The organism is Roseateles sp. P1_C6 (assembly GCF_056406315.1).
Genome location: NZ_JBFUAK010000001.1, coordinates 75,042 through 100,965 on the forward strand (window position 1 = coordinate 75,042; position 25,924 = coordinate 100,965).

Below are 25,924 nucleotides of genomic sequence, written 5' to 3' on the forward strand. Positions count from 1 at the left end.
CGAGGAGGGATGGGTGGCGGGCGGAGTGGTCACGTGGCGGTTTCCTCCAGCACGCGCAGCTTGTGGGTCACCGAGGGCGCCACGTCCAGGTGCAGGCGCAGCGCGGCGTTCGGGTCCAGCCGCTGCGATGTCGCGCCCAGGTGGCTGACGAAGCGGTCCTGCCAGCTCAGCGGCTTGCCGCGCGCGGCCACGGCAGCCAGCACCGGCTCGCGCACGGGTGACGCGGTCCAGTCGATGCTGAAGGCCGAGGCCGGGCCGGCCGACGTGGCAGCAGCCTGCCCATCGATGGCCGGCAGGCCCGCAGCAGCCGGCGTCGCGGTGCCCGCTGCCGCGGCGCGCTCGCCCGCGCCCAGGTGGTCGTGCATGACGCCGTCTTCCGCATGGGCCTGGCCCAGCACATGGCCCATCTCGTGGGTCAGCACGCTGAGCAGGTCCATGCGGCCGGCTGCAGGCCCGGACACGGCCGCCAGTCCCGTGGCGGTCTGCTGGAACTCACGGCTGTCCTGCGGCGTGGCGTCGACGAACCAGCCCCAGCCGGCAGCGTCGCTGTCGATGCTGATGCGGCCCGCGTCGGCCTGGCCCAGGGTCAGCCCCGGCAAGTCGGCCACCTTCACCTGCACCGCGTCCAGCTGGGCCCGCTGCGCGGCCGTGATGCCGGCGTCCACCCAGGCCTGCTTGGCCTGAGCCACCAGGTTGGCCAGTTGCGGTTCGCCCAGCGTGCGGGCGGAGGCCGCCGCGGCAGCCACCGGCGCCGCATCGGCCAGCAGCAGCGCCGGGCCGTTGTCAGGGTGCGCCTGCTGGTTGCCGTTGTGCAGGTTGCCGGCCACGAACAGCACCAGCCGGCCTTGCGGGTCGCGGATCTCCAGGCTGGCGAAATCGGTGCGGCCGGGCTCGCCGTTGTCGGTCAGCGTGAACCAGATCTTGTAGCCCGCCACGCCGTTGAAGCGCCCGGTGCCCGAGCCCACCAGCGTGTCGAAGGGCGCCGGACGCGGCAGCGGATCGAGCAGTGGGTCGTCGTAGCAGCGCACGCTGGTGAGCTGCTCCAGGTGGAAGCGGTTGCCCTCGAAATTGACCTCCAGATTGTTGGACCCCGTGTCGATGTCGCAATGCAGCTCGAAGCCATGCGTGACGCGCATGCCGTCTGCGGTGTAGATGCTGCCGCCGCCGGTCATGCGCCCCATGCTGTGCACCGCCGAGGTGACGGCGTAGTAGGCCGGGTCGTCGTCGCGCACCACCGCACCGCTGACCGCGTCGATGCCGCTGACCTGGGCCACGTTGACGTAGGCGCCCTCCACCATGGCGCGGTTGTTGACGCCCTTGGACGTGTAGAGCCAGCTCTCGCCCGGGTCCAGCAGGCCGTCGCCATCGGTGTCGCCGACGTTCTTCTGGCCGCGCAGCACCTGCGCGGGTGCGAAGTCGTCGCTGGGGTTGTCGGTGGCGGCGTCGTCGACCAGCGTGATGCCCGACAGCGTGCGGGTGCCGGTGTTCTGCACCTGGAAGGTCCAAACCGGCAGCGCGCCGGCCTGCAGCAGCACCGGGCGGTCGGGGTCGTTGGCGTCCTCCAGCGCGGTGGGCCGCGTCGGGTCGACGGCGTTGATGGCCTTGACGACGCGGATGCCCGCCTGGCCGCTGACCGCGGTGCCGAGGTAGTAGGCCAGGTCGGTGTCGGTGTAGCGCACATCGCTGCCGTCCAGCGGAGCGGCCACCACCGTGGCGGTGTTGACGTGCTGGCCCAGCGTGGCCAGCGTCGGCGCGTTGATGACGCCGGCCGAGCTGAACAGCCACACTTCCTCGATGCCCAGGCGGCCGTCGGGGTCGGTGTCGCCACCGATCAGCACCGGCGTGAAGCCATCGGAGTCGGTCAGGTCGACGATGTCCAGCACCACGCCCGACTGGTTGAAGACCTGGTAGGTCCAGACCACCGGCGTACCCACCTGCAGCACGGGACCGGTGGCGCCGTTGGCGTCTTCGTAGCGGGTCGGCGCGGTCGGGTGCAGCGCGTTGACGGACTTGACGATGCGCACGCCGCCGGCCTGGCCCAGGTAGCTGGCGCTGTCGCTGTCGGTCGCCGTAGCGCCGGTGCGGCCATCGGTGCCCGTGGCCTTGACGACGTTGGTGTGCAGGCCGCTCTGCGCCACCGTGTAGCCGGCGGTGGTGCCGGCCGAGGTGTAGCGCCAGGTCTCGCCCACATCCAGCAGGTTGTCGCGGTCCGCGTCGCCGATGTTGAAGCCACCGCTGAGCAGCGCGGCCGGCGTGAAGTCGTCCGTCGTCACGCCAGGCGTGCCGGCATCGTCGCGCACCGAAGTCACCGTCAGCGGCCCGTTGCCGGTGTTGCGCAGCAGGTAGGTGAAGGTGATGGGCGTGCCGAGGTTCAGCGGCAGCGGGTTGGCCGCGTCGTCGGCGTCCTCCGCTGCGGTCGGCAACAGCGGGTTGGCCGCGTTGATGGCCTTCTCGATGTCCAGCGTGGCGACGGCGCCAAACAGGTTGGCCGGGTCGTCGTCGCGCACCAGCGTCTGCGTGCGGGTGTTGGTGCCCGTGACCGTGGCGTAGTTGGTGTACGCCCCCGGCGCGGCCGTGCGGCTGGCGCTGTACAGCCAGGTTTCGCTGCGGTCCAGCAGGCCGTTGCGGTTGGCGTCGCCGACGTTGTAGGCCACGCCGCCGGACAGCGAGGTCACCGGCGCGGGCATGAAGTCGTCGCCAGGCACGCCGACCGTGCCGGCGTCATCCACCAGCACGATGTCACGCAGCGGATCGCTGCCGGTGTTGCGCACCACGTAGCTGAAGACCACCGTGGAGCCCGCCTGCACGACGACCGGCGTGGCCGGGTTGTTGGCGTCCTCGGTGGGGCTGGGGCCGAAGGGCTTGGCCGCATTGACCGACTTGACCAGGCCGATGCCTGCGGCACTGCCGTAGTGGTAGGCCATGTCGCTGCTGCTGGCCACGGTGGTGCTGGTCGGGTCCTTGACCGTGGCCAGCGCGGTATTGGCGTACTGGCCGCTGCCCACCATGCCGGTGGCGCGGTACAGCCAGACCTCGCTGAGGTCCAGCAGGTTGTCGCGGTCGAGGTCGCCGACGTTGAAGCTGGTGCCCGTGGCCAGCACGGCCGCGGGCGTGAAGTCGTCGCCCGTGGCGGCCGCCGTGCCGGCGTCGTCGCGCAGCGATGTCACCGAGACGGCGCGCTCGCCGGTGTTGAACAGCTGGTAGGTCCAGACCACCGCGCTGCCCGTGGTCAGGATCGGGCCCGTCGCGGTATCGGCCTGCTCGTAGGTCGTGGGTGCGTTCGGATCGACCGCATTCACCGACTTCTCCAGCCGCACGCCCACCACGGGGGTGGCAAGCGCGCCGGTGTAATACGCCGGGTCGTTGTCCTGCACGGCGGTGCCGCTGACGACGCCCGTGCCTCGCACCGTGGCCAGGTTGACGTAGGTGCCGCTCACGGCGCGATAGCCGCCCGCCGGCGTGCCGGCCGACGTGAAGCGCCAGACCTCGCCGCTGTCGATGCGGTTGTCGTGGTCGGCGTCGCCAATGTTGAACAGCACGCCGCCAACATTGACGGTGACCGCCGCGGGCGTGAAGTCGTCGCCGGCCAGCGCCGGCGTGCCGGCATCGTCGACGATGGACGTCAGCATCAAGGCCTCGGCGCCGTCGTTGAACACCAGGTAGGTCCAGGTGATGGGCGTGCCGATCAGCAACGTCGGGCCGGGGCCGGCGTCGGCGTCTTCGGCGGCCGTGGGGTTGGACGGGTCCACGGCGTTCAGCGCCTTCTCGATGCGGATGACCGGCTGCGGCGTGCCGTTGACGTTGTAGTGCACCAGGTCGCTGTCCTGCAGCGGATTGCCCGCGGCCGACGTGCCCAGCACCGTGGCCACGTGGCGTTGCAGGCCGGCCTTGGCCACGCTGCCCGCCGGGGCGGCAAACAGCCACGTCTCGCCGACCTCCAGCAGGCGGTCGCCATCGTCGCCGCTGACGTACAGCGGCACGATGTCGTCGCCCGACACGCCGGGCGTGCCGGCATCGTCGAGCAGCGTGACGTCGCCGATGGGCGCGCCGTCGGGGCTGAGGTTGCGCACCAGGTAGGTCAGCACCAGCGATGTGCCGGCGACCAGCGACGGACCGGTGGGCTCGTCGGCGTCCTCTGCCACCGTCGGTGCAAGGCGCACCAGGGCATTGATCGCGCTCTCGACCTGGATGACCGCCGTGTCCGGCGCTGCTGGCACGCCACCACTGGGCGTGCTGCCATGGGCCGTCTGCAGCGGCGCCAGCGTGCGGTCGTCTTCCTTGCCGCCGGAGTCGTCATAGCGCGCATGGCCGTTGCCGGGCTGCGGGTCGCGCGGGGCGCCGTGCTGCTCATTCCACTCGGGGTCGTCCTGGTTCACCAGGCCGATCTCGCCGTGCGGTTCGGCCAGCGAACGGTCAGCACCGCCGGCATAGGCCAGCTCGGTGATGAACGCCTGCGCGTGCGGCGCCAGCAGGCGGTTGACCGTCGGCGCGCCGAAGCGGGCGAAGGGCACGATGAAACTGTTGAACTCGCCGGTCCAGTCGAACATGCGGTCGTGGCCGGTGTTGGCGATCAACACGTCCAGGCCGCCGCCGCCGTAGGCGAAGTCGCCGGTGCCGCCGGTGTTCTGCACGTCGGTGGCGTCGTCGGTCTCGTCGTTCGCGCCGCCGTTGGTGTCGAGGTTGTCGTCGAGCTGGTGGTAGTCGTCGCCCAGGCCGCCGAACAGCCGGTCGTGGCCGGTGCCGCCGAACAGCGCGTCATGGCCGCCGTCACCGAAGATCCAGTCCTTGCCGTCCTCGATCAACACGCCGCGGTCAAAGGCGTCGAAGTTCAGCAGGAAGCCGTCCACCTTCAGCAGCGGATGTTCGGCGTCGTAGAAGTCGAGCTTGCGCGTGACGGTGTCGTACTGCAACGGTGCCGCGGTGGCCGCACGCACATCGTCGTAGAACGGCGCCAGCGCCTCGGCGCCGGACAGCGCGTCGTTGCCATCGCCGCCGTGGATGAAGTCGTCGCCCAGGCCGCCGTAGACGACGTCGTCACCGCCCTGCCCTTCCCAGGCCAGCAGGTTGACGGTCTTCTTGATGTAGCCGCTGAGGTCGACCACCGCGCCGGTGAACGGCCCGGGCAACTCGATCATGCGCTCGGTGCTGGCGGCAATGCCGTACAGCGGCTCGGCCACGCCGTTGCGGCTGGTGGAGATGCGGCCGTCGTCGCCGACCAGGCCGTCCTCGCCGCTGCCGCCGAACAGCCGGTCGCTGCCGGTGCCGCCGTAGAGGTCGTCGTCCCAGCCGTCGCCGTAGAGCACGTCGTTGCCGCGCCCGCCGTGCACGATGTCGTCGCCGTCCTCGGCCTTGACGAGGTCGTTGCCGCCGATGGCCGCCGCGTCGTTGCCCGGCGTGTAATCCAGCAGGTCGAAGGTGCGCACGACGATGCGTTCGCTGCCGCGCTGCTCGGTGGCCTGCGGGTTGGCCGGGTTGGAGCCGATGTCCACCGTGGCGTCGTAGGCGAATTGCAGTGGCTGGCCGTTGGCGCCCAGCACGCGCAGGATGACCGCGTTGTCGCCGGTGATGACGTCGGCGTCGAAGGCGTGCTCGGCGATCAGGCTGGTGCGCGACTCGCCGCCGGTGCCCAGCGTGTTGCGGTCGAGGCGCCGGCCGGCGCCGCCGAACAGGATGTCGGCGCCGTCGGGGCGCAGCGTCGGCGTGGCCAGGCCGAACAGGCTGGAGCTGCCGCCGATGATGTCATCCTGGCCCAGGTTGCCGAAGACCACGTCGTTGCCGCCGCCGCCTTCGATGTAGTCGTCGCCGTCGCTGGTCAGGTTCTCGACCGACGCCTGCACGATCAGCGCGCCGCCGGCCGTGATGCTCGCGCCGACCGGCGCGCCGAGGATGGAGGCGTCGCCCTCGATGACGTCGTCGCCCAGCTGGCCGAAGATCTCGTCGTCCTGCGCGCCGCCGGCGATGCGGTCGTCACCCCAGACGCGGATGGCCGGGTTGTCGGCCTGCTGCTCCAGCGCGGCGCTGTGGTCCAGCAGGCGGATGCGGTATTCGCGGTGCGTGGGCCGCTGCGCCGTGGCGGCTGCGGGCAGCACGCCGTCCGGGTCGGCATTCAGCGGCCGGCCAAGCGCGTCGACCGAGACCGTCTGCGAGCGGCCTTCGCTGGCGCCGGCCACCTCGCTGTACAGCGTGGCGCCGGTCAGCGTGGCGAAGCGCACGTCCAGGTTGTCGGGGCGGAAGTAGATGTCGGCGTTGTCGCCGGCGATCACATCGTGGCCGGCGCCGCCGTCCAGGCGATCGTCGCCGTCCAGCGCGCCCACCACGTTGCTGCCGCCGATGACGATGTCGTCGCCGTTGCCGGCGAACACGACGTCCTGCCCTTGTTGGCCCAGGATGATGTCGCTGCCATCCTCGCCGTAAACCAGGTCGTCGCCGCTGCCGATGTTGGTGGTCGTATTGATGGCCGTGAAGGCCAGCGTGCGCTGGCCGGCCAGCAGCAGTTCCGGCGCCAGCGCCGGCAGACTCTGCTCGGGCAGGTAGGCCCCGGCCACACCTTCGGCCAAGCCCTGGTCGCCGAAGACCAGATCGGCGCCCGCGCCAGCACGGATCTCGTCGCCCGCGCCGCCGCCCAGCAGCACGTCGTTGCCGCTGCCGGCCGTGAGGGTGTCGGCACCGTTGTCGGCGTCCACGAAGGCGATGGACGCGATGGTCTGCACCGTGAACAGGTGCACCGAGAACGGCGTGGCTGCGTCGTCCACGGTGCCGGTGCTGATCTGGCCGTTGTCGCCGAAGACGATGTTGTGGCCGTCGCCGGCCTGGACCACGTCGGCGCCGGTGCCGCCGATGACGAGATCGTGGCGGTTGCCGGTCGTGATGCGGTCGGCGCCGCCGATGCGGCTGGCCGCGGCAATGGACCAGACACGGTCGATGTCGTCGGTGCGCTGCGGGTTCAGCGCGCTGCCCTGCAGGATCTCGGAGGCCAGGTAGTCCACCAGGCCGTGGTCGCCGAAGACGATGTTGCTGCCGTCCAGCGCGGCCGTGCCGCCCTGGCTGGCGGAGGCCTCGATGAGGTCGTCGCCGCCGCCGCCGATGAGGATGTCGCGGCCGACGCCGCTGCGGATGCTGTCATTGCCGTTGCCGAACTCGTTGGCCGCGCCGTTGACGGCGCCCCAGTCGATGGACGTGACCAGGCCCAGCACCTGCACCTGGTAGTCGTCGTCCGTGCCGGCGGGCGTGCCCACCGGGCGGTTGGCGCCGCTGTCCACGCCCAGGATGCGGCCGTGGTCGCCGAAGACGATGTTCTGGCCGGCGCCGGCATCGATGCTGTCGCCGCCCTGGCCGCCGACGATGATGTCGTTGCCGGCGTCGTCGGTGATGGTGTCGGCCGCGCCGAAGGCGGCCGCGGTGTCCACGCTTTCCAGCAGGTCCAGCGTGCCCAGACCGGCCAAGCCGGTCTCGACGTTGCCGAAGTAGTCGGCACCCAGGTAGCTGAGGTGGCCCTGGTCGCCGAAGATGACGTCGGACTCGGCGCCGCCGTCGATGACGTCGCCGCCGTTGCCGCCGAAGATGCGGTCGCGACCGGCGCCGCCCAGGATGTCGTCAGCCGCGCCGTTGCCAGGCTGCGCGGTGCGCAGATCCTGGATGAAGCCGGTGGTCAGCAGCTTGTCGCTGGCCGCCAGGCTGAACTGGCTGATGCTGGCATTGCCGGTGGCATAGCCGAACACCGCCGCCCGGCCGCTGGCCGCGGCCCAGTCGGCGTAGACCCGGCCGCGCGGCACGTCCTGCTGCGCCACGCCGTGGTCGCCAAAGAGGATGTCGTCGCCGGTGCCGCCTTCGATGCTGTCCGCGCCGGCCACCAGGCCATCGCGCACCGGGCCGAAGGGCAGCGTGCCGACGCCGGCATCGGCCGTCACCACCACCAGCGTGCGGGTGATGGGGTCGACGTTGAAGCCGGAGTCGCCGTAGACGATGTCCTGGCCGCCGTTGGCGAGGATGCGGTCGTTGCCCGAGCCGCCGGCCAGGTGGTCGCCCGCGCCCGTGCCGAGAATGGTGTCGTTGCCGGCGCCACCGTAGACGACGATGCCCAGCGTGGTGCTGTTGGCATCGGCACCGGTGAACAGCGCGCTGGCGTCGATGACGTCATTGCCGGCCTGGTGGAAGGGGTTGGCGCGAGGGAAGCGGAACAGGTCGTCCGCCGTGCCGACCTGGTCGAACAGCTTGGGGCCCAGCACGAGGTTGTCGCCGCGGCTGGTCTGGCTGGCGATGCCGCTGTACCAGGTGCCGTCCTGCGACGTGTCGCCGTAGACCACCAGCGGTGAGCTGGCGCCGGCACCACCGGTGACGGTGATGGTGTCGCCGCTGATGGCGCTGCCGCCCGGCGTCAGGGCCAGGTTACCGCCGCCATGCACGGTGGTCAGCGTGCCGTGGCGGGCCGGGCCGCGGTTGGCGTCGCGGCCCTCGTCGGCCGGCACCAGCGTGCCGGTGATGGTGAGGCGGTCGTTGCCCTCGCCCATCAGCAGGTTCAGCACCTCGATGCCGGACTTGCCGGTGGCGGCGTCGCCCCAGGTGATGCCGCCGGGGAAGACACCGGGTTCGCCGAAGCTGTTGGCGCCCACCACCAGGTCTGGCGCCAGGCCGAAGCCCGTCAGGCCGGTGGCGCTGAGCACGCCCACCTTGTCCTCGCGGCTGGCGTCGTCAAAGATGTTCAGCGTGTCGATCTGGTCGCGCTCGTCGGGCTGCGTGCCGATCTGCAGCAGCGGCGCGTTCAGCTCGGCCGGCAGCAGCACAGCGGGCATCAGCGCCCGCTCGCCCAGCGTGCCGCCCACGACGGACAGCGGGCCGCCCAGCTTGGTCAGCAGATGCTGCTGCGGCGCCCAGACCTTCTGCGTGGTCGGGTCGATGGGCAGGCTGGCCGGGTCGAAGGCGGCATTGGCCGTCACGTTGACGGTCTGCGGCAGGTACCAGTTGCTGGCGTTGAAGGTCAGCGACGCAGGCGCCGTCAGCACCTGGCCATCGGTGTTGATGGCCACGACGACATCGCCCACCGGCGCCTGGGTCAGGCGCACGGTGTAGCTGTCGCCCACCGATTGGTCGCCCGGCGTGGCGGCATCGTCCTTGACGACCTGGGTGCTGCCGCCGCTTTGCAGCACCAGCACGCCCGGGGCGTCGTCGTCATGCACGCTGATGGCCAGTTGCGCGAGCTGGCCGGCATAGGCCGGCGCGCCATTGGTGGCGCTGACGGCGGCGTTGACGAAGCTGCGCTTGAAGTCCTCGCGGGTGGCGTCGTCCACCGCCGTGACGGCGATGCTGATGCCGCTGGCAGCGTTGCCTGAGTCAAAAGTAACGCGCGCCTGCCCGCCGCCCAGCAGCGTGACACCGGCGCCGCCCAGCGTGACCTGCTGCGCGTCGTACGTCAGCGTGACGGTGACGGTCTGGCTGCCGGTCAGCGCCTGGCCCAGGCGCAGGTTGACGCTGTCGGCGATGCCGGGCGTGAAGCCGCCGGCGTCGGGCACGAGGCTGCCTTCCAGCACCAGCGTGCCACCGTCGCTCTGCGTGAAGATCAGCTCGGGCGCGTCGTCGTCGACGATCTTCACCTCGACATTGCGCACCTTGGCGAAGTCGAAGGTGGCGATGGACGCTGCCTGGTCGTTGGCGGCGCTGTTCAGCGACGGGTCTTCGGCAATCGCCCGCACGCAGTGGTTGACGGTGACGGTGCGCTCGCCTTCGGCCAGCGCGTCGCCGACGCCGTAGACCTGCACCGCCTGTTCCTGGTGCCAGTTGGCGGACGTGAACTTCAGCACCAGCGCGCGGTCGGGCGTGACCACGGTATGGCCGTCGATGGCCACGTCACGCGTGAAGCCCGAGGGCAGCGTGCGCGCCAGCCACAGGCCGTCGCCGCCGGCCAACAGCTCCTCGCGGTTGGAACGGGCCGCGGAGACGGTGACGTACACCGCCACGCCCTCCGCCGGCCGGGAGGCCAGGCGCACCTGGTAGCTGTCCACGCTGGCGGCATTGCCGGTCAGGCCTTCGCGCACCTCGGTGCTGCCGCCGCTCTCGCGGATGACGACGGCGCCGGTGCTGGCCTGGGCCACGGTCGGGTCGATGCCGTCGACCGCGATGCCGTCGTACAGCGAGCCGGGCGCCGAGACGCTGTGGCCGATGCTGCTGGAGCTGCCCTCCAGCTGCTGCATGACGATGGGTTCGGCCACGTCGCCGCCCACGTTGACGCTGTCGCTGCCCAGGCCGCCGATGACGCGGGTGATGACGCCCACCGGCGTGCCGAGCACGTAGAAGTCGTCGTCGGACTCCAGGCCGTCGACCTCCAGCACCTCGATGTTCTGGAAGCGCACGTTGACGCCGGCGCCGAACACCCCGTTCTCGGTGATGACGAAGTTGTCGGCGAACTCGGTGCCCAGCACGACGACCTTGTCGAAGCCGCTGCCACCATCCACCGACACCGGCGCGTTGATGTTGTATTGCACCGTGTCGTTGCCGTCGCCGGGGCGCACATTCATCTGCGCCGCAGTGGACACATCGCTGGTCAGCAGCGGCAGGGCCACGCCGTCGGCGCCCAGCTTGATGTTGCCGCTGGCGTCCGTCTGCGCCAGCGCGAGGGCGCGGACGATGAAGACGTCGTCGCCGGCATCGCCTTCCAGGCGCAGCTCGGCCTTGTTGGCGTAGACGTTGAAGCTGTCGTTGCCGCTGCCGCCCTGGGCCACCAGCGGCGCCGATGCGCCGCGGCTGACATAGCCGCGCGTGGTGGCGATGGTCTCGAAGGCATCGCTGGCCGGCAGGTTGGCCGGCTGGCGCTGGCTGCCGTAGAGCTGGCCGATCTGGAAGGCGTCGTCGCCGCTGCCGCCGTCCAGGCTGGTGATGGCGCTGTTGTCGTCGACGGCGAAGAAGTCGTTGCCGCCCAGGGCTAAGACTTGCAGGCGGCCGTTGAGGCTGGCGTCGTAGTTGATGCGCTGCACCGCCTGCGAGCGCACGCTGCCATCGGCGCTGGCCGTGCGGGCCTGGTCCAGCGTGCCGTGCAGCAGCGCGACGAAGGCCGGCGCCGTGGCCAGCTCGGACGGAATGCTGGTGCTACGGCGCAGCAGGAAGATGTCGTCGGTGGCGCCGGCGGCGGCGCTGCCGTCAATGCCGTAGATGGACAGCTCGTCCACGCCGTCGTCCGGCGCGCCGGTGTCCAGCACGTTGATGACGTGGTTGCGCTCGGCGCCCTGGCTGCCGGTCGTGTAGACCACCACGGTGTCGGTGTCGGCCTGGCCGTCCAGCGTCAGCGTGTCGCCGAGGCCAAAGCGGTCCACGTGCATGGAGCCCAGGCGCGTGACGGTGAAGCGGTCCTCGCCGTCGCTGTTGGCCGTGGGCAGGCTGGCGCCGGCGGTGACCGTGGCGCTGCCGTAGGCGCTGGTGTTGGCGTCGAGGTCGGTCTCGTAGAACAGGAAGCTGTCGCTGTCGTCGTTGCCGAAGATCTGCGTGAAGGTCTTGGCGTTGGCATTGGCCTGGGCCAGGTCGGCCGGGGCACCCGACTTGCCGATGGTGCCGCGCAGCAGCATGGTGCTGCCGAAGCCCACGTCGGGGTCGGTCGGATCGAGAGTGCCGTCGGCCTTGCGGCGCTCGTCACCGCGGATCTGGATGCCGGTGCCGGCCAGCACGCGGTTGACCGACTGGGTCACCACGTTGTCGCCCACCCACAGCACGACGCTCAGCGCGGCCACGGCCTCGCCGGTGCTGACGACCAGCGCATCGCCCTGGGCGATCTGCGCGCCCTCGCCGCCATCGCTGGCCAGCAGGTAGAGGTCTTCGGCGGTGGTGACGACCTGGGACGGGTCGCCGTTCAGGAACACCGGCGTCAGCGCGGTGTCGGGCACGGTCAGGCGGATGTCGCCGGCCAGCGAGCGGGCCGCCAGCAGGTTCAGCTCACGGTCGGTCTCGCTCAGGTAGACGCCAGCGTCGCCCTGCACGTAGACGCGGCCGTCGCGTACATAGGCGCCCGCGACCACGCCGCTGTTGACATCGAGGTCATTGCCGAACTGGCCGACGCTGCCGGCATGGGCCGCCAGGTCGACGCGGCGGGCGGTGATGTTGGGCAGGTCCTCGCCGTCGGCGGCGACATCGGCGCGCTGGTCGCGGATGTCACCGGCGCGGGCCGCCAGCGACACGTCGCCGCGGTTGGCCAGCACCGTGTGCACGCGCAGGTTGCCGGCGATCTCCTCGATGTAGACCGAGCGCTCGGCCGTCACCGTCAGCGCGCCGCTCTTGTCGCCGACGCGCAGGCCGCTGGCCACGCTGTCGACCAGGTCGGTCTCGATGAAGTTGGCCGTGCTGCCCACGCCACCGGTCAGCGCCGTCAGCGTGATGTGGATGCCACCGATGTCGGCCAGCGACGTCGTGTCGATGTCGGCCGCGTCGGCGTCGACGATGCCGCGCGGCGACAGCAGGAACACGCTGTCGGTGGTGGAGCGGATGCTGCCCACGCGCAAGTCGTCGCCGTCGGCGGCGTCCACCGCGACGATCTCGCGCCAGGGGTCGGCCGCGCTGCCGATGAACCCGTTGGTGAGGATGTCGACGAACTCGCCGCCCGCCTCGATGTTGCTGACGCCCAGGATGTTGACGACGCGGGTGTCGGCATCCGGGTCGCCGGCATCGACGGCGCGGATGCGCACATGCTCTCCGGCCTCGGCCAGCGCGAAGGTCCAGGTCGCGTCCACCGCGGTCGCGGTGCCGGTGGCCACCGCCGCTGCCGGGTACAGCGCACGCACCGGCTGCCCGCCCACCAGCGGCTCGGGGCGGTAGAAGCTGTAGTAGGTGCCGCTCTCCGGGTAGCTGGGGCGGTTCTGCACCGTGACCAGCACGCCGTTGGCCGCCGCACGGCCGCCTTCGATGACGCTCTGGCCCAGGCGCACGACGGTGTCGCCGCCGGCGGTCAGCGTGTCGAGGTGCGGCGTCACGCCGCCCGCCGGTTCGGCGAACACGTCGCGGAAGCGGGCCGACAGGTCCAGATACAGGTTGCCACCGGCCTCGCCCCAGGTCTGCGACACCTGCGTCGGCGCATTGATCAGCTCGACCCGCACCGGCGATGCCGCCGAGCCCACCGAGCCCTGGGCCTCGATGCCGTGGAAGCGGCTGACCAGCGCCTCGGCCGTGCCGGGAACCACCGCCTCCAACGTGTTCAGCACGGCGGTCTGCTGGTTGCCGCCTGTGAAGGCGGCGATCTGCACGACATAAGGCGTCTGGCCGGCCACCTCGATCTTGACCAGGTCGCCGACGACGAAGCCTTCGGCCAGCCAGCTGCCGCCATCGTTGCGCGTCAGGCTGTCGGGTGCCGCGCCGTTGGTGGCGAAGGCGATGACGCCTTCATAGCGCCGCTCGGTCTCGCCTTCGAAGTCGGCCGGCACGGTGGCGCTGTGCTCGTCACCCAGCTTGGCCGTCGTGATCAGGTAGGTGCCTGCCGGGTCGGCGCCGGCCTCGGCCAGGATGTTGCCGCCGGTGTTGAGGATGCGGGTCTCGCCGATGGGGTTGTTGATCTTCTTGCCATAGCGCAGCGTGATGTCGGCCGCGCCCAGGTTGCGGATGTCGATCAGCGCCGGCTCGTAGGTCTCGTTGAGGCGGAAGTTCAGCGTCACCGCCTCGCCGCCACGGTCCAGGTGCACGCGCGGCTGGCCGTCCGGATCGATCAGGTCGATGCCGTTGATCAGCAGCGGCTTGTCGGACGCGTTGGTGATGCGCACCGTGTCGAAGCCGTCGGCAAACGTGAAGGTGCCCCAGTAGTGGCCGCCAATCTGCTGGCCGCCGGAGATCTCGCTGAGCGCCTGGAAGACGATTTCGCCGAGCTGGTTGTTGGCGATGTCGCCGACCTCGATCTGCGCGCCCACCGGCGTGCCGGGCGCCGGGTGGGCCTGGCCGTTGACGGTGACGTTGATGGCGCGGTCGATGGTGCCGTCGGCACGCACGTACAGCTCGGGCGCGGGACCGGCACCGACGACGACGTCGGAATCCCAGGCGATGGCGCGGCGTTCCTGGTCAATGCCGTCGCTGACGAAGCCGTTGTTCGCCTGGCCCAGCAGGGCCAAGCTGTTGAAGCCGGCCACGTTGTTGAGCGGGCCGGCGGGCACGGCGCTGCTGGTGGCGCTGCCGGGGCGCGGGGCCACGGTGACGACCACGCCGGCATCACCGTCGATGAGGTTGCGCACGCTGCCGGAGTTGTCGCCCGGCTCGGACGAGCCGCCGAACAGGCCGTACCAGCGGCCATCGGGGTCGCGCACCGCGTTGACGTTGACGTGGCGGGCCTCCATGTCCATGCCCTGCCGGCCGGTGATGGCCGTCAGGCCGGCGGCCGTGCCTTCCAGCAGCACCAGCGTGCTGCTGGTCACGTCGTTGTCGGCCCGCGCCGTGGCGCCGCCGGCAAAGCCGCCGGCCGTGGCCTCGGAGCGGGCGATGGGCAGGATGTTGCGGGCCAGCGCGCTGGCATCCACCGTGCGCGCGTCCACCGTGGCGCCGCTGCCGAACACGGCGTTGGTGCGTGCGATGACGTCGTTGGTGGCCGTGGCCTCGGACACGGAGATGAAGCCGCCGCCCTTGCCCGAAGCGGTGGCGCTGCTGGCGATGTCGGTGATGGCGCTGAGCTTGAAGTCGCCCGCCGCCTCGATGGTCACACCGCTGGCGTTGATCTGCGGCGAGGCACCCTCGTCGCTGAGGCCGCGCACGACGCCCGGGGCCGCATGGCCCACGAAGGCATTGCTGCGGCTGTCGTAGTCGACGTTGGCGTTGGTCACGCCCACCTGCACGAAGCCGCCGGAGCGGCTGTTGCCGAAGGCCGAGACCGAGCCGGCCGACAGCGTCGTGATGCTGACGTCGCCGCCGCTGCGCACGCGGTCGGCGTCGATGGAGGCCTGCACGTCGGCGAAGAAGTCGGCCGTGGCCTCGGGCACCTGCACGTCGGCAAAGGCGCCGCCCGAGCCGCGCGCGGAGGCCGACGACTGGCCGTCGCCGATGGGCGGGCTGACCTGGCGCAGCGACACGCCGCCCGGGCCCAGCAGCAGGTTGACGGCACCGGGCGTGGTGCTGGTCAGGTCCAGCCGCAACTGGTGGTTGGCCTGGGTGCCGCCGCTGGCGGCCAGGGCCACGCCTTCCTTGCCGAGCTGATGCAGGCCCTGCGCATTGCCCACGCTGATGCTGGGCACGATGACGCCGTCCGGCCCGCGCAGCTGGAAGCTGCCGCCAGAGCTGTTGACCACCGTGTAGTTCAGGCCGCTTTGCAGCCCGCCCAGCGTGACCGGCACCAGCAGGTGGCGCACGCCGCTGGTCGAGGTGCTGGGGTCCAGCAGGATGTCGGCGCTGCGCAGCGTGGCGCCGCTGGTCTCGTCGGTCAGCACGTCGCCAGCAAAGGTCAGCACGGTGGCGCTGACGCTGGCGATGGTGCGCTCGCCGTTGTTGTTGGCGGTGCCTGAGATGTTGATCTTCTGGCCGGCCACGAAGCCGTCGGCCACCCAGCTGCCGCCCGCGTCGTTGCGGGTGATGGTGTCGACGGCGCTGGCGACGCGGTCGAACACCAGGCCGGCCACGGTGGCCTGCGTGGTACCGCTGAGCTTGACGCGGAAGGCGTCGATGACCTGCACCTTGTAGGTCGCGCCGTCGATCAGGCCGCCGATGTTGGCGCCGTTGGTGCGGTAGGTGACGACCTGGCCGTTCGCCAGGCCATGGCCCACGTCGGTGTCGGGCGCACCGTCACCGTTGGTGTCGATGCGGTTCTTGATGTAGATCTCGTTGTTGTCGCTGGCCGTGAACTCGCCCTGGCCGTTGGGGCCGGCCTTGTCGACCGCATCGCTGCTGAAGCCGGCGCTGCTTGGCGCGCGGTAGGTGACCAGGTCGCCGTCGGCGAAGCCGGCCAGGTTCAGGCGGTTGCCGCTGCTGACCAGGCCGCCCTGCGTGGCGTTGAACGTGACGGGCGCGGTCAGCGTACTCGCGAGCTTGATGCTGCGGTCGTCGATGACGCGCACGTAGTAGGAGCCCGGCGCGACGATGTTGCCAGCCGCACCGCCACCGCTGTAGACGATGCGGTCGCCCGTGTTGAAGTTGTGCGGGCCGCCGAAGACGATGAGGTCGCGGTCGGTGTCGACACCCGAGACGCCCGCGCCCAGCGGGAAGGGGCTGCTGGCGTTCAGCGCCGTGCCGTTGGTGGCGGCGCCCAGGGCCAGCGTGTTGGCGTCGAGGGCGATGACGCCGTAATCGCGGTCGGCCACCAGCGTGCCGGCGGCCGGGCTGACGGAGGTGGCGGTGCCGATGGCGGCGCCGCCGTTGGGGCTGTAGGTCACGACGTCGCCGGTGGCGAGGCCGTGGCTGTTGAAGACGAAGCTGTCGGTGCCGGTGTTGACGCTGTTGTGCGCCAGGTTGTCGTTGAGCTGCACGCCGCTCTGCTGCTGGCGCAGTTCGGCATTCACCGAGACATCGCCGCCGGCATCCACGCGCGTGCTGCCGCCGCCGATCCAGGCCTGCACCGTGGGCTTGATGTCGATGTGCGACACCGCCGCGCCGACCGAGATCAGCCCGCCACCCACCGCGGTGGCACTGGCATCACCCTCGGCCGTCTGGGCGATCGCGTCCAGCTTGAGCGCGCCGCGCGTGCCGACGCGCACGTCACGGCCAATCCAGGCCTGGGTGCTGGGTGTGACCGTCGTGTCCGCCCGCGTGCCACGCCCGCTGATGGCACCGCCGCTGGCGACATTGGACGTGGCGTAGCCGGTGTCCTTGGAATCGGCCTTCACCGACACGCTGCCGGCGTCGGTGATCTGCGTGCCGTCGGCCACCCAGGCCTGCGTGGCTGCGGTGTTGGACGCGCTGGCCAGCGCGACCTGCACGCTGACGGCGCCGCCGCCGCCGAGCTTGGTGCGGGCCGTGGCATTGCCCACGGCGGTCTCGGCGGCGACGTCGAGCGCGCCCGACACGGCCAGCGTCGTCGCCGTGCCGCCGACGAAGGCCTGCACGGCGCCGGAGACCGTGGCTGTGGCCGAGGTACCCGCACCACCGGCCAGCAGGCTGACGGCGATCAGGTCGGTGCTGGCCGTGGCCTTGCGGCTGTCGACGGTGGCCTTGACGTCCAGCGACGCGGCGTCCAGTTGCACGCCGGACCCCACCCAGGCGGCCGTCTGCGTGGCCGCGGTGGCCTTGGGCAGCAGGGCCTGCACGCCGACCACGTCACCCGTGCCGCCCGACGCATCGGTCACCGCGGCGGCATCCGAGTCGGCATGCACGACCACGGCGCCGGCCACATCGACCACCGTGCCCACGGCAGCCAGCGACTGCCCGGCCGGCGCGCCGATCCAGGCTTCCACCACCGCGTTGATGCGCGAGTCGGTGCCCGCCCCGCTGCCGCCGATCGCGCCGACGCCCACCACGAAGGCGGTGGCATCGGTGTCGAACTTGCCGGTGCTGCCGACCGACAGCGTGCCCGCGGTCACATCGGCATTGCGACCGACCGAGGCGCGCACCTTGGCGCTGTCCGTCGCATTGGCCTGGTAGGCATTGGCCACGATCAGGCCGCCGCCGCCACCGCGCACGGTGGCCTTGGCGCTGGAGTCGTTGAACGCGTCGATGCTGAGCCCATGGTCCAGCACCAGCGTGGCCGCGCCGCCGGCCACCGGACCGTTGCGGGCCGCGCCGACGAAGGCCTCGGTCACGCTGTTGACCAGCACCTCGGACTTGGCGACGTTGAGCGCGAAACCGCCCACGCCGACGATGACGGCGTCGCCGACGGCGTCTTCCGTCGCGTTGGCGTCGATGTCGAGCGAGTTGGCCTGCAGCGTCGTGCCCTGGCCCACATAGGCGCGGGTGCTGCCATCGATGGTGGCCGACGGCGCGTAGACCGCCACGACGCCGATGCCGCCGGCGCCGCCGTAGGCATCGGTGGTGGCTGTGGACACGGAGGTGGCGCTCACGACCACGTCGCCCGCGGTGATGCTGCTGCCGGCAGGCGCAGCGTCGTCGAAGGCCGCACCCAGGTGGGCGTCGGTGGTGCGATGCACATGCGTGACCGCGCCGGCGCCGGCGCCGCCGATGGCACCCACCACGACCGTCAAGGCCGTGGCGTGGGCATCGGCCTGCGAATCCGCAGTGACCGAGAGCCCGTCGCCGGCAGTGACGTGGCTGCTGCCGGACACCGAGGCCAGCGTGCTGCCGCCGATGTCGACCGTGGGCAGCGCCACGGACAACGCAATGCCGCCGGCGCCCGCGCCATCGGTCTCGGCGCTGGCCGTATGGTTGGAACTCGCAGCGACCTTGACCTCGCCGCTCGCCGACAAGCTGGCGGACCGCGCATAGGCCGATACCGTGTTGTTGATGGTGGCGCTGGCCTGCGCACCGGCGCCAGCGGCGCTGGTGGCGGCGGCGACGGCCACCGACTGCACATCGACCGTCTGCGTGGCATCGGCCGCGATCTCGACATCGCCGGCTGCAGCGCTGGCCGAGGAGTCGGCGACGAAGGCCGTCACCAGCCCGCCGATCTGGTTGTCGGTCAGCGAGACGCCCACACCCACGCCACCCGCGCCACCAGCGATGGCCACGCCGACGACGATGGCCGTGATCTCGGAGTCGTCGCTGGCGCCGACTGCCAGCGCGGCGCCCGCAGAAACGGTCGATCCGCCGCTGATGGACGCCTCGGTCAACTGCGGTGTGACGGCCTGGTCGCCGCCGCCGATGAAGTTCTCGGCGCTGGCGCCTGCGCCTGCCGCAGCACCGGTGTAGGCCCCAGCCGAGATGGCCAGCGCCGCGGCCACCGACAAGGCCTCGATGTCGTTGTCCGAACTGGCCGTGAGGTCCACGCGCCCGCCGGTCGAGGCCACATGCGAAGCGTCCACGTTGGCGCGCACGCGGTTGTCGATGTGGTTGGTGGCCGGTGACGCGGCGATGGCGATGGAGCCGCCGCCGATGGCGACCGAGATCGCCAGCGCTGCCGCGACGTTCTCGGCCTTGATGGCGGTGACGTCGCCGGCGTTGACGAGGATGTCGCCCGCGCCCTGCAGGTCAGAGCCGCTGGTGACCCGCGCCTGCGTGTCGTTGCTGATGGAATTGTTGGTGACGCTGGCCGCGCCGGCGATGGAGATGGCCCCGGCGCCGCCCGAGATCGACAGTGACGCGCCCACCGACAAGGCGTCCACGCGCCCGGTGGAGTCGGCCCGCACGGTGATGTTGCCGCTGCTGGCGAGGCTGGCGTCGTCGACTTCGGCGAGCGTCAGGTTGTCAATGTGGTTGTCCGACAGCGAGAGGCCAAAGCTGATGGACGCCGAACCGAGCGCAACCGCGATGGACACGGCGGCGCCGACCGAGTTCGACATGATCTCGGCGTCATTGGTGGCGCGCACCAGCACGCTGCCGCCGCGGGCGATCTGGCTGCCGCCGCGCACGCGCGCCTCGGTGGTGTTGCTGATCGCGTTCTGCGTCACGGCGCCGGCGCCCGACACAGCGACGGCGGCATACAGCGCCACCGAGGCGGCGCCCGCCGCGCTGACGGCCAGCGCATCGATCTTGGCGTCCGAGTCGGCCGTGACCTGCACGACACCCAGGCTGCCGCCCGTCGGTGCGTCCACGGTCGCGCCGTCGACCAGCGCGCGCGTCGTGTTGCCCACCTCGTTGATGGCCACCGACGCGCCGATGGCGGCGCCGACGGCGGCGTTGATGCCCGCGGCAATCGCAAGCGAGATCGCGGCGGCGTCGGCCTTGATGGCGGCATCGTCCAGCGCCGTGACGGCGAAGCCGGCACCCTGGCGCAGCGCGAAGGTCGAATCGGCCGCGCGCGCCTCAATGGTGTTGTGGATGTTGTTCAGCGACACCGAGCCGGCGCCCGACACGGCGATGCCCGCGCTCAGGCCCACGCCGGCGCTGGCCGCACCGGCCACGGCGACGGTGGTGATGCCCGAGGTCGATTCGGCGGCGATCTGCACGTCGCCGACGTCGCTCAGCGTGCTGCCGTCGACGCTGGCCGTGGTGCTGTTGTGGATGTCGTTCAGCGACACCGACACGCCCACTGCCACCGACACGCCCACCGTGCCACCCACGCCCACGGCCAGCGCCACGGCGCCGGCGATGGTGTCGATCTGGGCGTCGTCGGTGGCCTTCACCGTCAGCGCGCCGCCGGCGGTGATCGTCGAATCGGCGATGCGCGCCGCGGTCGTGTTGGTGATGGTCGCCACCGACGCCGAGCCCGCGCCCGACACGGCGATGCCCGCAGCGGTGCCGGCTGCCAGCGATCCGGCCACCCCCAGCGAGAAGGCGCGGATGTCGGCGTCCGACTGGGCCTCGACCTGGACGCCGCCGGTGGAGGTCAGCGTCGAGTCGTCCACCGCCGCCGTGATGCTGTCCGTGATGGTGTTGATGGACAGGCCGATGCCCAGGCCCACAGCCACGCCGGCGGAGCTGCTGCCCACGCCGATCGCCACCGCGGCGCCGCCGGAATCGGCGTTGATGCTGGAGCTGTCGCTGGCCAGCAGCGAGACCTTGCCGGCCTGCAGCGTGGCGTCGGACGCGTTGATGCGCGCCTCCACCGTGCTGGCGATGTCGTTCTTGGACACCGCGCCGGCCAGGGCCACGCCGATGCCGGCCGTGCCGACGCCCAGCGAGGCGCTGCCGACGATGCTCAGCGCGTCGATGCTGCCGCTGGACGTGGCCGCCAGGTCCAGCCCTGTGCCGCCGACCTGCGTGAGGCTGCTGGCGTCGATGTCGGCACGCACGGTGTTGCCGATGTCGTTGAACGACAACCCGGCGCCCACCGCCAGGCCCACGCCGGCACCGCCGCCGCTGGCGGCGATCGCCAGCGCAAAGCCGCCGGCATCGACGGTGATGCTGTTGGTGTCGCCGGCGGTGATGCTGACCGCATCCCCGGCACTGACCGTGCTGCCCCGGCGCACGCCGGCTTGCGTGCTGCCGCGGATCTTGTTGACCGCCACGCTGCCGGCCAGGCTGCCGCCGATGGCGGCCGAGCTGCTGGACGCGGCCACGCTGCCGGCTGCGCCGATGGCCAGCGCATAGATGCTGGAATCGGCCAGCGCGTCGACGGTCACGGCGCCACCGGCCTCGACATCGGAGTGGTCGATCAGCGCCAGCACGACATTGCCGCCGTTGCTGCCGATCTGGTTGACCGAGAAGGCCGCGCCAAAGGCCAGGCCGCCGGCCGCGCCGGACGTGCTGAGGCCCAGCGAGGCCGCGAGGCTGCCGGCGCCGGCCTGGATCACCGACGCATCCTTCGCGCTCAGCGACACCGCGCCCGTGCCGAGCTGCAGGCTGCTGTCGCGCACGACGGCCTGGGTCTGCAGGTCGATGAAGTTGACCGAGCCCGAACCGGCGCCCGAGGCCGCGACGCCGCTGCCCTGCGTGCCGCTGGCGGCGCTGACCGCGCCGGCCACCGTGTAGGCCTCGATGCGGGCCTCGGACAGTGCGGTGATGGTCAGGTCACCCTCGGCGCCGTCGTCCCAGCTCAGGCTGGCACCGTCGATGTTGGCATCGGCGCTGCCCGCCACGAAGTTGACGGCGATGGCCACGCCGGCCGACACCGCCGTGGCGCTGCCCTGGTCGCCGCTGGCCAGCGAGATCGACAGGCCGCCGGCGATGGCGAAGATGTCGGCGCTGTCGGAGGCCGACAGCAGCGCGTTGCCCGAGGCCAGACTGGCCGTGCCGCGGCGCAGGTGGGCGTCGGTCAGGCTGTCGATGCGGTTGACCGACACCGACCCAGCCACCGAGATGGCCGTGGAACCGCCGCCGCCACCACCGCCACCACCGCCACCACCGCCACCACCGCCCGTGTCGGTGCCCGAGGCCATGGCGCCCGCGCCGCCGGCCGCCGCCGAGATGATCTTGCCGCTGGTCAGCGCGCTGATGGTCAACGTCTCGTCGTCGGCCTCGTTGGCACTCAGCGCATAGCCGGTGCGGTTGGAGAAGGCCAGCGTGTCGGCCGTCATGCCGTTGTAGCTGAAGGCACCGGCCAGCGAGGCCGCGGTGCTGCCGCTGGACACCTTGGTCAGCGCCAGGCCGCCGCTGGCGGAGACGATGCCGCTGCGGTTCTCGGCAGTGATGGACAGCGAGCCGGCCTGCACATGGCCGGCGCCGACGACAGAGGCCTGCGTCAGCTCCTGCAGGATGTTGACGCCCGCCGCGGCGGCGATGCCGATGCCGGTCTGCGCCTTCTGGTCCTGCTGCGCCTGGTCGGGCTGGGTGGGCGTGCCGGACGGGTCGTCCATCACGCCGGGCAGCGGCAGGCCGGCCAGTGGGTCGGCGCCCGCGCCGCTGGTCTGCCCACCGGGGCCGCCACCAGCGGCCGGCTCTTCGTTGTCGGGGCTGACGACGGCACCGGCCACCGAGAAGCTCCAGATCTGGCCGCCCACCAGCGCGCGCACGTTGACGCCTTCGCTGACGTCGATGCGGGTGTCGTCCGCCGCTGCGGCATCCGGCGTCGCGTCGACCTCGTCGCCGATCAGCGCGCGGGTGCGGCGGTCGATGTTGTTCACCGCCACCGCGATGCCGGCGCCCACGGCCTCGCCCTTGCTGATGCCACCGGCCCACAGCACATTGGTCTGCAGGTTGGCCGCCAGCAGGCTGACATTGCGGCCGGTGACGATGGCCTCGGACGACAGCAGCGCGCGGGTGTCGCTGTGCTGCTCGTTGTACATGACGGTGCCGCCCACCGACACGGAGCCCGCGGCCGCGCCGGCCTGGCCCAGGTCGACGTTGAAGATGGCCTCGTCGGCCTTCATGTTGAAGCCGCCGTCCTCGCCGCTGAAGATCTGCACGTCGTCTTCGACCGTGGCATGCGTCTTGTTGTTGACCAGCATGACGAACAGCGCGCCGCCCACGCCGCCCTTTTCGCCTTCCGACGCCACCGGGTTGACGCCCAGCTTGGGGTCGAAGCTCGGGTTGGTGGGTGAGATGGACCCGGACAGCGGCAGGTCCAGGCTGAAGATGCCGCTCATGTTGATGAGCTCGGCGTAGTTGGAGGCCTCGATGGAGACCACCTGCTCATGCTCTGCACCGTCGGCGTCCTTGCCGGGGCCGTTGTCCTGGTTGGGGTGCGGGTTCAGGGCGTTGTCGCGCCAGTCGACGTCCTGGTTCAGCAGAGCGCCCGAACGCACGATGGAGTCGGCGTCGCTGCTGAAGCTGAGCACGTTCACCGAGCCGGCCACGGACACGTTGTCGGAGCCGGCGGTGCTGCGCGCCCAGCTGTTGAACAGGCCGGACTTCAGGCCCAGCGTGCCGTCCATGTACTTGTTCAGCGCGTCGTAGCCCTCGGTCTTCACCGTGTCGACGAATTCGGCCATCGTCGACGGGAAGAACTCGTCGGGCGACGTGATGTAGGGGTGCTCGATGATGGAGATCACCCGCAGCGAGCGCAGCGCATCCAGCTGCGCGCCGCTGTGCACCTCGGCCAGCGCATCGTTGTCGAACACGCCGATCGTGACCGCGGCGCTGACGGCGTTCTCGGGCGCGGGTGCGTCGGGGTTGGCCGGGTCGGGCTCGGGCGGCTCGATGCTGCTCTCGGCGCTGAGCTGCACTTCGTGGTCGATGGTGGCCTTGACCTGCAGGTCCTGGTTGGACTTCAGCACCGCGGTGGAACCGATGTCGGTCGTGGCGTTGTGGTCGGAGAACGCAAACGCGAGCGCACCGGCGATGGTCACGGGCACCACCTGCAAGCCCGCGGCAATCGCCTGGCCAGCGGGTGTGGCCAGCGTGCCGATGATGGTGTCGAAGATGGTGCCGTCCAGCACGTTGGCATCCAGCTCGAACAACGGGTCGGCCGGGTCTTCCACGCCGGCCTCGGCACTGGCCTTGTCTTCGGCGGCCAGCAGCGCCTGCACGCCCACGCCGTTGGCGAACTCGGAGTCGAACAGGTGCTTGGCCTCCAGCCGGTAGCCGGTGGCACCGAGCGGTGCGTCGCCGATGTCGATGGCGATGCCCGCACGGGCCTCGCCCTCGGTCTCGGCCAGCTGGATGACCTGGCGGCCGACGAAGCGGTTGTCGCCCTGCAGGTCGAACTCGTCGATGCCGGCGACGACGTAGTAGGTCTTGCCGTCGGTCAGGCCGGCGATGGGCGCCGTGCCCTGGTGGTAGACCACCGCCTGGCCCAGCTCGAAGGTCAGGCCCAGCAGCGAGAAGTCGACATCGTTGTTGGCCGACCAGGCCTTGTTGTCCAGCGTGATCGTGTCCTTGTCGCCATTCACGCGCGGCGAGCCGTCGGGCAGCAACTCGGCGTTGAAGTTCTTGGCGTTGTTGGACACCGCCGGCACCGTCACGGCCTTCAGGTCCACGGCGTTGCCGGCGATGGCGTCCTGCTCGGTGGCCGCCAGCTTGATGAACTGCGACTCGTCACGGTCCGGCGTGGCCGGGTCGTCCTCCATCGAAATGACCACATAGGACCAGTCGTCGACCAGCCCGCCGATGGGGCTGCCGCGGCGGGCGTCGTACTCGATGGTGTCTTCGGTCACCAGCGAGGTGCCGCCGACATTGATCATGTCCAGGTCGTAGTCGATGTAGCCGACCTTGTCGGGGTCGGTGACGGTCGGGTCGATGAAGAATTCGGCCAGCGACGGGCCGTCCATGTGCGCAATGACCGTGCCGTCGACTTGCGTGTGGATGTCCGACTTGGAGAACGAGATGCCGAAGGCCAGTCCGGCGGTGCCGTCGGCGAACGTGCCCGATTCGGCCTCGGTCTCCGTGCTGATCTCGCCACGCGACCGCACGTTGGCGGCCTTGCCGGCCTCGACCGTCGCGCCCTGGGCGATGGTGATGGTGGATTCGATCGTGGAATTGGCGATCGCCAGCGACACGGCCAGGCCGCTGTCGCCGAGGTCCTGGCTGGTCTCGGTGGCCATGTTGGCCGTGGCATTGGCGTCGCTGGTGATGACGGCCGCCGCGCCGGCGCTGATCAGCACGCCGCTGGCCACATCGACGCGGGCGGTGGCCGTGGCCTGCGCATAGCCGATGCTGAACAACGAACTCTGGGCCTTGCCCGAGGCATCCGACACGGCGGTGGCGTAAAGGCCCACCGTGCCGCTGCCGACGATCTGCGCACCCTCGCCGATGCTGATCGTGGCCTCGCTCTGCTTGAACAGCACCTTGACCGGCAGCGCGGTCAGGTCCGACACCAGGTCCTTCAGCGGTTCGACGATGAAGGTGTTGTCCAGCCGGTCGATGCCCAGCAGCGCAGTCAGCGGCCGGTCCTCGGCCTGGGCGATCAGGTAGATGCCGCCGCCGTGCAGCTCGGCACCGGCGCCGACGACGATCTCGACATCGCGCAGCGCCACGCCCAGCGGCGGGAAGTTGGTCAGGTCGGTGCTGTCGATGCTGCGGGCGCGGAAGACGATGTCGCTGTCGCCGCTGTCCAGCACCTGGCCGGCCGCGACGATGATGCTGTCGGCAAAGGCTTCGATGAGGCCGCCGTCGGTCGTCACGCCGGCTGCGAACAGCACGCTGTCATGCCCCAGGTCATCGACCAGGCCGGGCGCGCCCGACTGGTTGCCGTACAGGCGCAGCTCGCCGCCCTCGCCCAGCGTGATCTGCGAGGCCACGGTGATGGCGTCGGCGCCGAGCAGCGTCTGCACATCGATGCTGTGCACGTCCTGGAAGGTGTAGACGGTGCTGCCCAGGCTGTTGCTGAGGTTGACCGTGATGTCGGCGCCACCGGCGTCAAAGCCGGTCTGGGTGATCACGACGTTGTCGGCCAGCGCGGTGCCGGTGACGCTGACCAGCCCGGCGGCGTCCAGCGACGCGGACAGCAACATGCGGGGTTCCAGCGCTTCCAGCCGCAGCGACGGCCGTCGGGTCAGCGGCCTGATCGCCTTCTGTGCCATGGCCGAACGGGCCTGGCGGGACTGGGCAATACGGGACTTCAGCTGGCGCAGCCACTGCATGGCGGTCTCCCTCAGGACACCTGATTCAGGGGCTTGAGCCTCCT

1 protein-coding gene is annotated in these 25,924 nt (G+C 71.0%); it reads right to left on the reverse strand.

Annotation, left to right across the window (positions count from 1 at the left end; translation table 11 throughout):
* Positions 1-29 precede the first annotated feature (29 nt).
* Positions 30-25,880: an LEPR-XLL domain-containing protein gene (locus AC1D29_RS00315; protein WP_477893606.1), complete on the reverse strand. Its 25,851-nt coding sequence runs from the start codon at positions 25,878-25,880 to the stop codon at positions 30-32.
* Positions 25,881-25,924: the final 44 nt, after the last annotated feature.